The 12,411-nt window shown below is 46.0% G+C and carries 24 protein-coding genes; all 24 read right to left on the bottom strand.

Annotated features, from left to right (window positions below; translation table 11 throughout):
- Complete coding sequence (locus tag DW739_RS06180) at window positions 1-273, bottom strand: hypothetical protein (RefSeq protein ID WP_117796495.1); 273 nt, start codon at window positions 271-273, stop codon at window positions 1-3.
- 253 nt (window positions 274-526) lie between these two features.
- Window positions 527-1,276, bottom strand: coding sequence for a type I methionyl aminopeptidase (map, locus tag DW739_RS06175; protein WP_117796496.1), 750 nt, complete (start codon window positions 1,274-1,276; stop codon window positions 527-529).
- Between the two features lie 3 nt (window positions 1,277-1,279).
- Window positions 1,280-1,924 (bottom strand): adenylate kinase, encoded by a 645-nt coding sequence (locus DW739_RS06170; RefSeq protein ID WP_022360555.1) that lies wholly within the window; start codon window positions 1,922-1,924, stop codon window positions 1,280-1,282.
- Window positions 1,925-2,032: 108 nt separating this feature from the next.
- A complete protein-coding gene (secY, locus tag DW739_RS06165; protein ID WP_107000793.1) occupies window positions 2,033-3,349 on the bottom strand; it encodes a preprotein translocase subunit SecY in 1,317 nt (438 codons plus the stop codon).
- Between the two features lies 1 nt (window position 3,350).
- The gene (rplO, locus tag DW739_RS06160) at window positions 3,351-3,791 is read right to left on the bottom strand and encodes a 50S ribosomal protein L15 (protein WP_022360557.1); all 441 of its coding nucleotides are present in this window, start codon (window positions 3,789-3,791) and stop codon (window positions 3,351-3,353) included.
- 23 nt (window positions 3,792-3,814) lie between these two features.
- On the bottom strand, window positions 3,815-3,997 hold the full coding sequence (rpmD, locus tag DW739_RS06155) for a 50S ribosomal protein L30 (RefSeq protein ID WP_022360558.1): 183 nt from the start codon (window positions 3,995-3,997) through the stop codon (window positions 3,815-3,817).
- 15 nt (window positions 3,998-4,012) lie between these two features.
- A complete protein-coding gene (gene rpsE, locus DW739_RS06150) occupies window positions 4,013-4,522 on the bottom strand; it encodes a 30S ribosomal protein S5 (protein WP_022360559.1) in 510 nt (169 codons plus the stop codon).
- Window positions 4,523-4,541: 19 nt separating this feature from the next.
- Window positions 4,542-4,910: a 50S ribosomal protein L18 gene (gene rplR, locus DW739_RS06145; protein ID WP_022360560.1), complete on the bottom strand. Its 369-nt coding sequence runs from the start codon at window positions 4,908-4,910 to the stop codon at window positions 4,542-4,544.
- A gap of 17 nt (window positions 4,911-4,927) precedes the next feature.
- Window positions 4,928-5,470: a 50S ribosomal protein L6 gene (gene rplF, locus DW739_RS06140; RefSeq protein WP_022360561.1), complete on the bottom strand. Its 543-nt coding sequence runs from the start codon at window positions 5,468-5,470 to the stop codon at window positions 4,928-4,930.
- 99 nt (window positions 5,471-5,569) lie between these two features.
- Entirely contained in the window at window positions 5,570-5,971 is a 402-nt protein-coding gene (gene rpsH, locus DW739_RS06135) for a 30S ribosomal protein S8 (protein WP_022360562.1), read from the bottom strand.
- A 93-nt stretch (window positions 5,972-6,064) separates the two neighbouring features.
- Complete coding sequence (locus DW739_RS06130; protein WP_022345134.1) at window positions 6,065-6,250, bottom strand: type Z 30S ribosomal protein S14; 186 nt, start codon at window positions 6,248-6,250, stop codon at window positions 6,065-6,067.
- 14 nt (window positions 6,251-6,264) lie between these two features.
- On the bottom strand, window positions 6,265-6,804 hold the full coding sequence (gene rplE, locus DW739_RS06125) for a 50S ribosomal protein L5 (protein ID WP_022360563.1): 540 nt from the start codon (window positions 6,802-6,804) through the stop codon (window positions 6,265-6,267).
- Between the two features lie 23 nt (window positions 6,805-6,827).
- Window positions 6,828-7,133, bottom strand: coding sequence for a 50S ribosomal protein L24 (rplX, locus tag DW739_RS06120; protein ID WP_022360564.1), 306 nt, complete (start codon window positions 7,131-7,133; stop codon window positions 6,828-6,830).
- A 12-nt stretch (window positions 7,134-7,145) separates the two neighbouring features.
- Window positions 7,146-7,514: a 50S ribosomal protein L14 gene (gene rplN / locus DW739_RS06115; protein ID WP_022360565.1), complete on the bottom strand. Its 369-nt coding sequence runs from the start codon at window positions 7,512-7,514 to the stop codon at window positions 7,146-7,148.
- 27 nt (window positions 7,515-7,541) lie between these two features.
- Window positions 7,542-7,796 carry a 30S ribosomal protein S17 gene (gene rpsQ, locus DW739_RS06110; RefSeq protein WP_107000794.1) on the bottom strand — a complete coding sequence of 85 codons (255 nt, stop codon included), beginning with the start codon at window positions 7,794-7,796 and terminating at the stop codon, window positions 7,542-7,544.
- A gap of 39 nt (window positions 7,797-7,835) precedes the next feature.
- Window positions 7,836-8,036, bottom strand: a complete 201-nt coding sequence (gene rpmC, locus DW739_RS06105) for a 50S ribosomal protein L29 (protein ID WP_022360567.1) — start codon at window positions 8,034-8,036, stop codon at window positions 7,836-7,838.
- Window positions 8,026-8,463, bottom strand: a complete 438-nt coding sequence (gene rplP / locus DW739_RS06100; protein WP_022360568.1) for a 50S ribosomal protein L16 — start codon at window positions 8,461-8,463, stop codon at window positions 8,026-8,028. The genes rpmC and rplP overlap by 11 nt, the downstream gene beginning before the upstream one ends.
- Complete coding sequence (rpsC, locus tag DW739_RS06095; RefSeq protein WP_022360569.1) at window positions 8,463-9,119, bottom strand: 30S ribosomal protein S3; 657 nt, start codon at window positions 9,117-9,119, stop codon at window positions 8,463-8,465. The genes rplP and rpsC overlap by 1 nt, the downstream gene beginning before the upstream one ends.
- A 12-nt stretch (window positions 9,120-9,131) precedes the next feature.
- Window positions 9,132-9,518: a 50S ribosomal protein L22 gene (rplV, locus tag DW739_RS06090; RefSeq protein ID WP_022360570.1), complete on the bottom strand. Its 387-nt coding sequence runs from the start codon at window positions 9,516-9,518 to the stop codon at window positions 9,132-9,134.
- 26 nt (window positions 9,519-9,544) lie between these two features.
- The gene (gene rpsS / locus DW739_RS06085) at window positions 9,545-9,826 is read right to left on the bottom strand and encodes a 30S ribosomal protein S19 (protein ID WP_022360571.1); all 282 of its coding nucleotides are present in this window, start codon (window positions 9,824-9,826) and stop codon (window positions 9,545-9,547) included.
- Between the two features lie 14 nt (window positions 9,827-9,840).
- On the bottom strand, window positions 9,841-10,680 hold the full coding sequence (rplB, locus tag DW739_RS06080) for a 50S ribosomal protein L2 (protein WP_022360572.1): 840 nt from the start codon (window positions 10,678-10,680) through the stop codon (window positions 9,841-9,843).
- A 91-nt stretch (window positions 10,681-10,771) separates the two neighbouring features.
- Window positions 10,772-11,071: a 50S ribosomal protein L23 gene (rplW, locus tag DW739_RS06075; RefSeq protein ID WP_022360573.1), complete on the bottom strand. Its 300-nt coding sequence runs from the start codon at window positions 11,069-11,071 to the stop codon at window positions 10,772-10,774.
- Window positions 11,071-11,691, bottom strand: coding sequence for a 50S ribosomal protein L4 (gene rplD, locus DW739_RS06070; protein WP_022360574.1), 621 nt, complete (start codon window positions 11,689-11,691; stop codon window positions 11,071-11,073). The genes rplW and rplD overlap by 1 nt, the downstream gene beginning before the upstream one ends.
- A gap of 29 nt (window positions 11,692-11,720) precedes the next feature.
- On the bottom strand, window positions 11,721-12,356 hold the full coding sequence (gene rplC, locus DW739_RS06065; protein WP_022360575.1) for a 50S ribosomal protein L3: 636 nt from the start codon (window positions 12,354-12,356) through the stop codon (window positions 11,721-11,723).
- Between the last annotated feature and the right edge of the window lie 55 nt (window positions 12,357-12,411).

Here is a 12,411-nt window from a genome sequence, read left to right as displayed (position 1 = left end):
CTATATACCTCCCTGCAATGATTTCTGAATGAAATAGCGGATCGCTTCATCCTGGACTGCCGCGCCGTCCGCAAACTGGGCTGCCAGCGCCTCATCCCATTTGTGGGAGAACTGCACGTGCTTTCTCTTCTTGCGTTTCGGCTTGGCGGCGGTTTTAGTGCGTCCGTCTGCCAGATACACGTAGCGTGCATCTTCTCTGACTATAATATAATAAGTGCCTTTGTCGTGGCCCGCAAGTGAGCGGACCAGACAGCCAGTTCCATATTCCGTCATTCTGATCTCCGTTTCTGTAGACAGGTGTTTCCGCTCCCGCCGCAGGCTTCTCAGATTACAGTTTGTTCGCTTGCCTATTTGCTCACTTAGCTCGCAAACAGGGCAAAAATTCATGCAGATTTGTCTTCGACAAAGAATTTTTGCCATTGCCCGCCTTATTGATCGGCTCGGACATCTGCCTCAAGATGCGTACATACTGTAATCGGAAAGCCTGCTTAGGTCTTCGTAAAAACTTCCCCAGCTTACTTCTTCTTTATAAGGAAAGGATCTCAGGTTCGCCCTCTGTAATAAGAATCGTATTTTCATAATGAGCAGCCCAGCCGCCATCTTCCGTCATGACGGTCCAGTCATCATCGAGCCAGACTACTTCGTAGCTGCCCTCGGTAATCATCGGCTCGATCGCGAGCGTCATGCCGGGCTGTAAGAGAATTCCTTTTCTTTTTCTTGCAAAATTCGGAATCTCTGGATCCTCATGCAGATGGGAACCGATTCCATGACCAACCAGATCCCTGACAACACCAAAACCGAAACTTTCGGCATATTTCTGGATCGCTGCAGAGATGTCATTGAGATGATTGCCAGCTTTGGCAAATTTAATTCCCTCAAAGAAGCTCTGTCTGGTAACTTCAATCAGTTTTTTGGCATCATCGTCGATCTCTCCGATGCCGTAAGTCCGGGCTGCATCTGAGTGGTATCCCTTGTAGATCACTCCTGCATCCAGACTGACGATGTCTCCCTCATCGAGAAAATGTTCCTTGTGCGGGATTCCATGTACAACCTCATCATTGACAGAGACACAGATCGATGCGGGATAGCCGTTGTAATTTTTGAACGAGGGAATGCAGCCGTAACTCCGGATGATTTCCTCTCCCATATGATCAATATCCCAGGTGGACATACCCGGCCGAAGATTCTTCGCCAGTTCCTCATGCGTTTTGGCGAGAATTCTTCCCGCCTCACGCATCAGTTCAATCTCCCTGGGAGATTTTATCGTCACTGCCATGTTTTAAGCTCCCAAAATATCCGTAATGTTCTTGAATACGTCTTCCATGGTCTGTGTACCGTCTACCGTATGAAGAACGCCCTTCTTCTCATAGTACTCGATCAGCGGGTGTGTCTGGTCATGGTATATTTCCAGACGTTTCTGTACAGTCTCCGGCTTGTCATCATCACGAAGCACCAGCTCAGAACCGCACTTGTCGCAGATTCCTTCTTTTTTCGGTGCTGCGAACTGGATGTGGTAGGTAGCGCCGCACTTTAAGCACGCACGGCGTCCTGCCATGCGGTTTACGATGTTTGCATCCGGCACATCTACGTTGAGCGCGAAATCAATCGCCTCGCCGTTTGCTGCCAGCGCCTCTGTCAGACTCTCAGCCTGCGGGATCGTTCTTGGGAATCCATCCAGAATATAGCCGTTCTTGCAGTCAGCCTCATGGATCCGGTCAAGAAGCATGCCGATCGTTACCTCGTCCGGTACTAAAAGGCCCTGATCGATGAACGATTTTGCTTTTTTACCAAGCTCTGTGCCTGCCTTGATATTGGAACGGAAAATATCTCCGGTAGAAATGTGCGGAATGCCGTATTTTTCTGCAATTCTCTGAGCCTGTGTTCCTTTTCCGGCTCCCGGTGCTCCTAACATAACAATCTTCATAATGGTTACAATCTCCCTATATACAACAGAATCGCCTCCAGGCAGGAGCTGTCTCCGGCCACCTCCAGCCGTAAAGTAAGCAAGCTCCCGCCCAGAAAGCGAGTTGTCTTAGTCGTTTAAGAATCCTTTATAGTTGCGAACCAGCATCTGTGATTCGACTGCTTTGATTGTCTCAAGTACTACACCTACGATAATGATAAGAGAAGTACCTCCGAAGGAGAGACGGCTCACTGAGAACAGTCCAGAGACAATAATCGGAACCAGGCAGACAATGATCAGTCCGCAGGCACCAATCAGTATAATATACTCCAGAATTCCATCCAGGTAATCGGATGTTGGCTTTCCTGGACGAATGCCCGGGATGAAGCCGCCGGATTTCTTCATGTTGTTTGCCACCTCAAGCGGGTTGAATGTTATGGATGTGTAGAAATACGCAAACACAATAATCAACGCGATGTAGACAATTAAGCCAACTGAATAAGCCGGACGCTCCGGATTAAACCAGGAGCTGGAATTCAGAGCCAGAAGAATCTTTCCTCCGATGGTGTCATAATTAACCTGGAAAAATCCAGCAATTACCACCGGGAAAGACATCAGGGATGAAGCAAAGATAACAGGAATAACACCTGCTGTATTTACTTTTAACGGGATGCTTGTGGACTGACCGCCAACCATCTTACGTCCCTGCATCTTTTTAGAATACTGAACCGGAATTCTCCGCTCTGCATCCTGTAAAATGATAACAAATACAACCATCGCTACGATAACCGCTACGATAATCACGGCTGTTACAACTGCAACCGCCACGATCTTGCCCTGCAGGAAACGCTCATAGAGCGTAATCATATCGCTTGGCATGGTTGAAATGATATTGAACAGAAGCACGATAGAAATACCGTTTCCGACGCCGTTCTCGGTGATTCGCTCACCGATCCACATCAGCATGGCACTTCCGGCTGTCATTGTCACAATAGCGACAATCACATTCAGGGCAGTAAACTCAACTAAAAGTCCCTTGCCGCCGAAACCGATCGCCATAGCGACGGACTGCATCAGCGCCAGTGCAACCGTAAGGTAACGCGTATATTCCGCAATCTTCTTTCTTCCGTCCTCGCCCTCCTGCTGCATTTCCTCTAATTTCGGAATTGCAATTGTCAGAAGCTGCATGATAATGGAAGAAGTGATGTACGGGGTAATACTCAATGCGAATACCGACATGTTCGTGAACGAACCGCCGGTAATCGTATTAAAGAAACCAAACGCATCATTGGACTGTCTTGTAAACAGTTCCTGGAAAAATGTTGTATTAACTCCGGGAATCGGCAGCTGCGATCCGATACGGGTCACAACCAGCATAAAGAACGTATAGAGGAGTTTTTCTCTGACCTCTTTTATCTTAAATGCATTCTGGAGCGTTTTTAACATATTAGATCACCTCGCAGGTTCCGCCAACGGCCTCGATCTTAGCTTTCGCGCCTTCACTTACCGCATCAACCTTTACGTTCAGCTTTTTGGTCAGCTCGCCATTGCCGAGGATCTTAACGCCGTCACGCGGGTTCTTTACGATGCCTGCTTCGATTAATGTTTCAACCGTAACAACTGTGTCGTTCTCGAATCTCTCAAGAGCGCTTACGTTGATACCAACGATGGTCTTAGAATTTCTGTTTGTGAAGCCTCTCTTCGGGAGACGTCTATATAACGGCATCTGACCGCCTTCAAATCCTGGTCTCGGAGCGCCGGAACGAGCTTTCTGTCCCTTATGTCCCTTACCAGCAGTCTTACCGTTGCCTGATGCGTGACCACGACCTCTTCTGAAGCTGTCGCTGTGCTTAGAGCCTACCGCCGGCTTTAAATTGGATAAATCCATGACTGCACCTCCTTGCAAATATCTTAGATTTCCTCTACTTTAACTAAATGTCTAACATTCTGGATCATGCCTCTGATAGCGGCGTTGTCCGGCTGCTCAACTGTCTTGCCAGTCTTGTTTAAACCAAGAGCTGCAACCGTTGCTTTCTGCTTCGGGATAGCGCCAATAGGAGACTTAACCAATGTGATTTTTAATTTCTCTGCCATTTTTATCTCCTCCTATTAGTTCAGAATTTCTTCTACAGACTTACCGCGAAGTTTTGCAACCTCTTCCGGAGTCTTTAAAGAACCTAAGCCTGCCAGGGTAGCAAGAACTACGTTTGCCTTGTTATTAGAACCAAGGGATTTTGTACGGATGTTCTTGTAACCAGCCAGATCCAGTACGGCACGAGCCGGACCACCAGCGATAATACCGGTACCTTCCGGAGCCTTCTTCAGAAGTACGTTAGCGCTTCCGAATTTGCCGAGGAAATCGTGCGGGATGCTATTGTTCTCATCGAACGGAACCTCCATCAGGTTTCTGGCAGCTGCCTCTTTGCCCTTGCGGATTGCTTCCGGAACCTCAGCAGCTTTTCCCATACCAGCACCAACGTGGCCGTTTTTATCTCCAACTACTACTAAAGCGGAAAAACGCATTGTACGTCCGCCCTTAACGGTCTTGGATACACGTTTGATTGCCACTACAGTATCCTCTAACTCGAACTGGTTGGCATCAATTTTTGTACGTTTCATGTGTATGTTCTCCTTCCTACTAGAATTCCAGACCAGCCTCGCGGGCTGCATCTGCTAATGCCTGAACTTTTCCGTGGTAAATAAATCCGCCTCTATCGAAGACAACTTCTTTAATACCTTTTTCAAGCGCTCTCTTAGCGATTACAGTTCCAACGTGAGCTGCTGCTGCAACATCGTTCGTCTTCTCCAGTTCAGCTTTAACTTCCTTCTCGGCAGTGGAAGCTGCTACTAAAGTTTTTCCAACTGTATCATCAATGATCTGAGCATACATATGATTATTACTTCTAAACACTGCTAAACGCGGTCTCTCGGCTGTGCCAGAAAAACGGTTGCGTAATCTAACGTGTTTTTTAACGCGAATTTCGCTTCTTGACTGTTTGCTAACCATCTTCACACTCTCCTTAATTATTTCTTACCAGTCTTACCAACTTTACGTCTGATAACCTCATCGGCATACTTAATACCTTTGCCCTTGTACGGCTCAGGTCTTCTCTTATCCCGAATCTCAGCTGCATACTGGCCAACTTTTTCTTTGCTGATACCTTTAACAGTGATCTTGTTCTGTCCTTCCAGAACAGTCTCAATGCCTTCCGGATCTTCCATCTCTACCGGATGGGAGTAACCAAGGCTGAGAACCAGTTTCTTGCCCTGCTTCGCTGCTCTGTAACCAACACCGTTAACTTCCAGGACTTTCTCATAGCCTTCTGTTACACCATGAATCATGTTGTTAATTAAGGTTCTTGTCAGACCGTGTAAAGATTTCATTTTCTTTAAGTCGTTCGGTCTGGTAACTACGATATGACCATCCTCTTCTTTGATGTTCATCTCAACCGGGAGTTCTCTCTCAAGAGTTCCCTTCGGACCTTTTACAGTCACTAAATTGTTCTCTGCGATTGTTACGGTTACGCCCGCCGGAATCGCAACTGGCATTCTTCCGATACGTGACATGCCTTTTACCTCCTACTTAGATTTTCGGAGAAGCCTGAGCGGCTTCTCTGTTTTCAGTTGTATCTATACCTTGTCTAAACCGAAGATGAATCTTTCGGCTTACCAAACAAATGCAAGAACTTCTCCGCCTACGCCGAGTTCTCTTGCCTGCTTGTCAGTGATAACGCCCTGGTTGGTGGAGATGATAGCTACACCTAAACCGCCCAGTACCTTCGGCATATCTTCCTTGTTTGCGTAGATACGCAGACCCGGTTTGGAAATTCTCTTGATGCCGGAGATGATTTTCTCGTTTTTGTCTTTACCGTACTTTAAGGTAATACGGATAGTCTTGAAATTGCCGTCCTCAACAACGTCATATTTCTTGATGAAACCTTCCTTTACCAGGATGTCAGCGATTGCTAATTTCATCTTGGAAGACGGAACATCTACTGTATCATGTTTTGCAGTGTTAGCATTACGGATTCTTGTAAGCATATCTGCAATCGGATCGCTCATTGTCATTTTGAGTGTGCCTCCTTATAATTTGACTACCACTTACTGTAAGTGGGTTTCGGTGGGTTGTGCGGGAACGCCCCGCACTAAGTTGCTTTCGGCTTACCAGCTTGCTTTCTTTACGCCCGGAATTTCGCCCTTGTAAGCTAATTCACGGAAGCAAACTCTGCAGATGCCGTATTTTCTTAAATATGCATGCGGACGACCGCAGATTCTGCAGCGGTTATATTCTCTGGTGGAGAATTTTGCCGGACGCTGCTGTTTAATCTTCATTGAAGTTTTAGCCATGATAAATCCTCCTATTATTTAGCAAATGGCATGTTGAACTGAGTTAACAGCTCACGTGCTTCTTCGTCGGTCTTAGCAGTGGTAACGAAGATGATATCCATACCTCTTACCTTATCTACTTTATCGTACTCGATCTCCGGGAAGATAAGCTGCTCTTTGATACCCAGAGCATAGTTGCCTCTGCCGTCAAATGCGTTCGGATTTACACCGCGGAAGTCTCTTACTCGCGGAAGAGCCAGGTTGATCAGACGATCAGCGAACTCATACATCTTCTCGCCACGCAGGGTAACTTTACAGCCGATAGCCATACCCTCTCTAAGTTTGAAGTTAGCGACCGATTTTTTCGCTTTTGTAAGAACTGCCTTCTGGCCAGTGATGATTTCCATATCTCTTACAGCAGAGTCCAGAACTTTAGCATTTTCTTTTGCCTCGCCAACGCCCATGTTGATAACAATCTTGTCCAGCTTCGGCACTTCCATGATATTTTTATATCCGAATTTTTTGATCATAGCGTCTACGATTTCGCTCTGATACATTTCTTTTAATCTAGCCAATTTTAACGTTCCTCCTCTCTGTATTAGTCAATTACTTTACCGGTTGCCTTAGCAACACGGACTTTCTTGCCGTCTTCTACTTTGAAGCCAACTCTCGTAGCCTTGCCATCCACTACCAGCATAACGTTGGAAATGTCAAGCGCGCCTTCCTGATGGATGATGCCGCCCTGCTGATTAGCTGCAGACGGTTTGGTATGCTTTGTTACCATGTTGCATCCCTCAACCAGGACTGTATTCTTCTTTACATTAACGGAAAGAACTTTTCCGGTTTTGTCTTTGTCTTTACCTGTGATAACCTTTACCAGGTCGCCTTTTTTAATTTTATGCACAGCTGACACCTCCTACAGTACTTCCGGAGCCAGGGAAACAATCTTCATAAACTGTTTCTCACGAAGCTCTCTGGCAACCGGCCCAAAAATACGGGTTCCTCTCGGGTTCTTGTCGTCTTTGATGATAACGGCTGCGTTCTCATCAAATTTGATGTAGGAACCATCTTTACGGCGTGCGCCCTTAACGGTACGTACAACAACGGCCTTCACTACATCGCCTTTCTTTACAACACCGCCTGGTGTTGCATCTTTAACGCTGGCAACGATTACATCGCCAATATTTGCATATCTTCTAGTAGAGCCGCCCATAACGCGGATACAGAGTAATTCTTTCGCACCGGTATTGTCGGCAACCTTTAATCTGGTCTCCTGCTGAATCATGCCCAATACTCCTTTCTGATTTAGAAATTATCTCGCTTTCTCGATAATTTCGACGAGTCTCCATCTCTTATCCTTGGATAACGGTCTTGTTTCCATTACCTTTACAGTATCACCGATACCGCACTCGTTGTTCTCGTCGTGTGCTTTTAATTTATAAGTTCTCTTAACAATCTTACCGATTAAAGGATGTTTTACGTGGTTTTCGATAGCAACTACGATTGTTTTGTCCATCTTGTTGCTTACTACCTTACCGGTACGTGTTTTTCTAAGATTTCTTTCCACGGTAGATATCTCCTTTCCTATTTTAGGAATCTATGATAATTAGTTCGCTTTCTCTGTAATAACAGTCTGAATACGAGCGATGTTTCTGCGAACTTCTTTAATTCTGCTTGTATTATCCAGCTGGTTGGTAGCGTTCTGGAATCTTAAGTTGAAGAGTTCCTTCTTAGCAGCTACTAATTCTTCGTTTAATTCTGCAGATGTCTTAGCTTTTAAATCTTCTACATACTTATTAATTTTCACTGTTATCACCGCCTTCTAAATCTGCTTTAGAAGCAATCTTGCACTTGCACGGAAGTTTGTGCATAGCAAGACGAAGCGCTTCTCTCGCTGTCTCCTCTGGTACACCCGCGATCTCGAACATTACGCGGCCTGGTTTTACTACTGCTACCCAGTACTCAAGTGCGCCTTTACCGGAACCCATACGAGTCTCAGCCGGTTTAGCAGTTACTGGTTTATCCGGGAAAATCTTAATCCAAACTTTACCACCACGTTTGATGTAACGGGTCATGGCAACACGGGCTGCCTCGATCTGGTTGGATTTGATCCAGCACGGTTCTGTAGCGACTAAACCGTACTCACCGTAGTTGATTACATTTCCTCTAAGCGCCTTGCCGGCCATGGTACCACGGAACTGTTTACGACGCTTTACTCTTTTCGGCATTAACATTATTTATCGCTCCCTTCCTTATTTCCTTTCGCAGGAAGTACCTCGCCTTTGTAGATCCAAACCTTAACACCGGTCTTGCCGTATGTTGTGTTTGCCTCAGCGAAACCGTAGTCAATATCTGCTCTTAATGTCTGAAGCGGGATAGTGCCCTCGCTGTAGAACTCTGTACGAGCCATATCAGCACCGCCAAGACGTCCGGATACGGAAGCCTTGATACCCTTAGCTCCAGCCTTCATGGTTCTGCCCATAGCGGACTTCATCGCACGACGGAAGGAAATACGGTTCTCAAGCTGCTGAGCGATGTTCTCTGCAACGAGCTGAGCGTCTCTGTCTGGTCTCTTAACTTCTTTGATGTCTACAAAAACTTTCTTGTCAGTTAATTTCTGAACCTGAGCTTTTGTCTTCTCGATCTCTGCGCCGCCCTTACCGATAACAACGCCCGGTTTAGCAGTGTAAAGAATGATTTTTACTTTATCAGAAGCGCGCTCGATTTCGATTTTGGAAACACCGGCGCTGTATAATTTCTTCTTAAGGAAGGTTCTGATTTTGTGATCCTCTACCAGGTTATCTGCAAAATCAGCTTCCGCATACCATCTGGAATCCCAGTCTTTAATAACACCGACTCTTAAGCCGTGCGGATTAACTTTCTGTCCCATAATTGCCTCCTCTTATTTCTCATCAAGCACGATTGTGATGTGGCTCATTCTCTTTTCGATTCTGTAAGCGCGGCCCTGTGCTCTCGGTTTTACTCTCTTCATTGTCGGTCCCTTGTTAGCGAAGCATTCTGCAACGTACAGGTTCTCCGGATTCATCTGGTTGTTGTTCTCTGCGTTAGCAACAGCAGACTCGAGTAATTTTTTAATTAAAGTAGAAGCATATCTAGGATTGTATGTTACAATACCAAGCGCTGTCTTCACATCTTTGCCTCTGATGGCATCTAATACGAAGCATGCTTTCTGAACGGATACTCTGGCGTAAGACAGCTTAGCCGACGGTCTCGTATCCTTATTAGCATTTCTTTCTCTTTTAATCTGGGATCTATGTCCTTTAGCCATTGGTGAAACCTCCTTTCAAGCGTAACTTACTTACGTCCTGCTTTCTTCTCGTCTTTTCCGTGGCCTCTGTAAGTTCTAGTGGCTACGAACTCACCGAGTTTATGTCCAACCATGTCCTCTGTCACGTATACCGGAACATGTTTTCTACCATCGTGAACTGCGATTGTATGTCCAACCATCTGCGGGAAGATTGTGGAACGGCGGGACCAGGTTTTGATAACCTGTTTCTGTCCTGCTGCGTTCATCTCATCTACTTTCTTTAAAAGATGAGCATCTGCAAATGGTCCTTTTTTTAATGAACGACCCATTAGTATACCTCCTATTACTGTTTACCGTTTCTTCTTCTTACGATTAACTTATTAGACTGTTTGTTTTTCTTTCTGGTCTTCAGGCCGAGTGCCGGTTTGCCCCAAGGTGTGCAAGGACCTGGACGACCGATACTGGTCTTGCCCTCACCACCACCATGCGGATGGTCATTCGGGTTCATAACAGAACCGCGGACAGTCGGACGAATACCCATGTGACGTTTTCTACCAGCCTTACCGATATTGATCAGGTTGTGGTCGCCGTTGCCAACTACACCGATAGTAGCGCGGCAGCTGATCGGAACCATTCTCATCTCTCCGGACGGTAATCTAAGGGTTGCATATTTGCCTTCTTTAGCCATTAACTGAGCAGAGTTACCAGCGGAACGAACCAGCTGACCACCCTTGCCCGGAAGAAGCTCGATGTTGTGAATCTGTGCACCAACCGGGATTTCAGAAAGCGGTAAGCAGTTACCAACTTTTGCCTCAGCCTCTGCACCGCTCATAACCTTCTGTCCAACCTGTAAACCAGCCGGAGCAAGGATATAAGCTTTCTCGCCGTCTGCGTAGCAGATCAGAGCGATGTTTGCTGTACGGTTCGGATCGTACTCGATACCAAGTACGGTTGCTGCGATACCGTCTTTTGCATTTCTCTTGAAGTCGATGATTCTATATTTTCTTCTGGAACCGCCGCCTCTGTGACGAACGGTGATTTTACCCTGGTTGTTACGACCTGCGTTCTTCTTTAAAGAAACTACTAAGGATTTCTCCGGTGTGGATTTTGTAATCTCAGAGAAATCAGAGCCGGTCATATGTCTTCTGGAAGGTGTATATGGGCTGTAAGATTTAATTCCCATGACTTTGACTCCTTTCGTTCAACGCCTCCTGGCGTTTCTTCATGTTTTTCACGACATAGTGTTCGTCGTATAATTGTCTATTGAGGATGAATTATAAACCAGCGAAGATCTCGATCTCTTTGCTGTCCTCGGTCAGCTGAACGATAGCTTTCTTTGTTGCAGCTGTCTTACCGAAGGTCATGCCTCTTCTCTTTGTCTTGCCGTCCATGTTCATGGTGTTGACACTCTTAACTTTGGTGCCCGGGAACATCTTCTCAACGGCTTCTTTGATCATAGTTTTGTTTGCCTCGGTGTGTACCAGGAAGGTGTATTTCTTGTCTGTCATAGCATTCATACTCTTCTCAGTTACAACCGGTTTGAGGATTACGTCATAGTACTGTACGTTTGCCATTATGCATATACCTCCTCGATAGAAGCTACAGCAGCCTTGGTTGCTACTACTGTGTTGTATTTCAGGATATCGTAAACGTTGATGGTGCTTACGGAAGCAGTCTTAACGTCTGCCACGTTTCTAGCGGATAATACAGCCTTGTCACAAGCCTCATCCAGAACAACTAAAGCTTTGTTTACTTTCAGGTTGTTCATAACCTCAACAAATTTCTTTGTCTTGATCTCGTCGAAGTTCATAGCCTCAACTACGATGAACTTGTTCTCGTTTACACGGCTTGTCAGAGCAGATTTAAGCGCAGCTCTCTTCTCTTTCTTATTTAAACGGATTGTATAATCACGTGGTGTCGGAGCGAATACTACGCCGCCGCCCGTCCACTGCGGAGCTCTTGTTGAACCCTGTCTTGCATGTCCGGTACCTTTCTGTCTCCACGGTTTCTTACCACCGCCGGAAACTTCGGAACGGGTTTTTGCTTTCTGAGTTCCCTGACGTTTGTTAGCAAGCTGTGCTACAACTGCCATGTGAACCAGATGTTCATTTACTTCTACACCGAATACAGCATCATTCAGTTCTAATGTGCCAACTTCGTTGCCTTCTAAATTGAAAACAGATACGTTTGCCATCTGTATGTTCCTCCTTTCCCGTAAAAGCCTTATCTAGCGACCTTTACTGTCTCTTTGATTGTTACTAAGGATTTCTTCGGTCCCGGTACAGAGCCTTTAACAAGGAGTAAGTTGTTCTCAGTATCAACCTTAACAACCTCCAGGTTCTGAACAGTTACTTTTACGCTGCCCATGTGACCCGGCATTCCTTTGCCCTTAAATACGCGTCCCGGTGTGGTTGCAGAACCGTTGGAACCCTGATGACGATGGAACTTGGAACCGTGAGCCATCGGTCCTCTGTGCTGGCCGTGTCTCTTGATGGCACCCTGGAAACCTTTACCTTTGGAAATAGCAGTTGCATCAATTTTATCGCCTGCTGCGAAGATGTCTGCCTTGATTTCGTCTTTTACAGAATACTCTTCAGCATTCTCTAAGCGGAACTCTCTTACATATCTCTTGTAAGCAACGCCTGCCTTGTCAAAATGACCCTTAACCGGCTTTGTCACAAGTTTTTCTCTCTTGTCTACAAAACCAACCTGTACTGCTTTGTAGCCATCGTTCTCTTCTGTCTTAACCTGTGTAACAACACACGGTCCAGCCTGAAGAACGGTTACTGGAGTTAAAACTCCGTCTTCGTTGAAGATTTGAGTCATTCCGACTTTGGTAGCTAAAATCGCTTTCTTCATTAATCTGACCTCCTGTTTTTCTACAGCGGAACGCGTTCGTCAAACTCCCGCGTTC

The sequence above is a fragment of the Clostridium sp. AM28-20LB genome (genome assembly GCF_003480665.1).
Lineage (GTDB): Bacteria > Bacillota > Clostridia > Lachnospirales > Lachnospiraceae > Otoolea > Otoolea fessa.
Note: the sequence above shows the minus strand (reverse complement) of the source record. Positions and strands in the feature narration are given on the sequence as shown.

What these genes read in the sequence shown, in the direction of transcription:
- DW739_RS06180 (WP_117796495.1), bottom strand. Translation starts at nt 273, where the DNA reads ATGACGGAATATGGAACTGGCTGTCTGGTCCGCTCACTTGCGGGCCAC.
- map (WP_117796496.1), bottom strand. Translation starts at nt 1,276, where the DNA reads ATGGCAGTGACGATAAAATCTCCCAGGGAGATTGAACTGATGCGTGAG.
- DW739_RS06170 (WP_022360555.1), bottom strand. Translation starts at nt 1,924, where the DNA reads ATGAAGATTGTTATGTTAGGAGCACCGGGAGCCGGAAAAGGAACACAG.
- secY (WP_107000793.1), bottom strand. Translation starts at nt 3,349, where the DNA reads ATGTTAAAAACGCTCCAGAATGCATTTAAGATAAAAGAGGTCAGAGAA.
- rplO (WP_022360557.1), bottom strand. Translation starts at nt 3,791, where the DNA reads ATGGATTTATCCAATTTAAAGCCGGCGGTAGGCTCTAAGCACAGCGAC.
- rpmD (WP_022360558.1), bottom strand. Translation starts at nt 3,997, where the DNA reads ATGGCAGAGAAATTAAAAATCACATTGGTTAAGTCTCCTATTGGCGCT.
- rpsE (WP_022360559.1), bottom strand. Translation starts at nt 4,522, where the DNA reads ATGAAACGTACAAAAATTGATGCCAACCAGTTCGAGTTAGAGGATACT.
- rplR (WP_022360560.1), bottom strand. Translation starts at nt 4,910, where the DNA reads ATGGTTAGCAAACAGTCAAGAAGCGAAATTCGCGTTAAAAAACACGTT.
- rplF (WP_022360561.1), bottom strand. Translation starts at nt 5,470, where the DNA reads ATGTCACGTATCGGAAGAATGCCAGTTGCGATTCCGGCGGGCGTAACC.
- rpsH (WP_022360562.1), bottom strand. Translation starts at nt 5,971, where the DNA reads ATGACAATGAGCGATCCGATTGCAGATATGCTTACAAGAATCCGTAAT.
- DW739_RS06130 (WP_022345134.1), bottom strand. Translation starts at nt 6,250, where the DNA reads ATGGCTAAAACTTCAATGAAGATTAAACAGCAGCGTCCGGCAAAATTC.
- rplN (WP_022360565.1), bottom strand. Translation starts at nt 7,514, where the DNA reads ATGATTCAGCAGGAGACCAGATTAAAGGTTGCCGACAATACCGGTGCG.
- rplP (WP_022360568.1), bottom strand. Translation starts at nt 8,463, where the DNA reads ATGTTAATGCCGAAAAGAGTAAAGCGTCGTAAACAGTTCCGTGGTACC.
- rpsC (WP_022360569.1), bottom strand. Translation starts at nt 9,119, where the DNA reads ATGGGACAGAAAGTTAATCCGCACGGCTTAAGAGTCGGTGTTATTAAA.
- rplV (WP_022360570.1), bottom strand. Translation starts at nt 9,518, where the DNA reads ATGGCTAAAGGACATAGATCCCAGATTAAAAGAGAAAGAAATGCTAAT.
- rpsS (WP_022360571.1), bottom strand. Translation starts at nt 9,826, where the DNA reads ATGGGTCGTTCATTAAAAAAAGGACCATTTGCAGATGCTCATCTTTTA.
- rplB (WP_022360572.1), bottom strand. Translation starts at nt 10,680, where the DNA reads ATGGGAATTAAATCTTACAGCCCATATACACCTTCCAGAAGACATATG.
- rplW (WP_022360573.1), bottom strand. Translation starts at nt 11,071, where the DNA reads ATGGCAAACGTACAGTACTATGACGTAATCCTCAAACCGGTTGTAACT.
- rplD (WP_022360574.1), bottom strand. Translation starts at nt 11,691, where the DNA reads ATGGCAAACGTATCTGTTTTCAATTTAGAAGGCAACGAAGTTGGCACA.
- rplC (WP_022360575.1), bottom strand. Translation starts at nt 12,356, where the DNA reads ATGAAGAAAGCGATTTTAGCTACCAAAGTCGGAATGACTCAAATCTTC.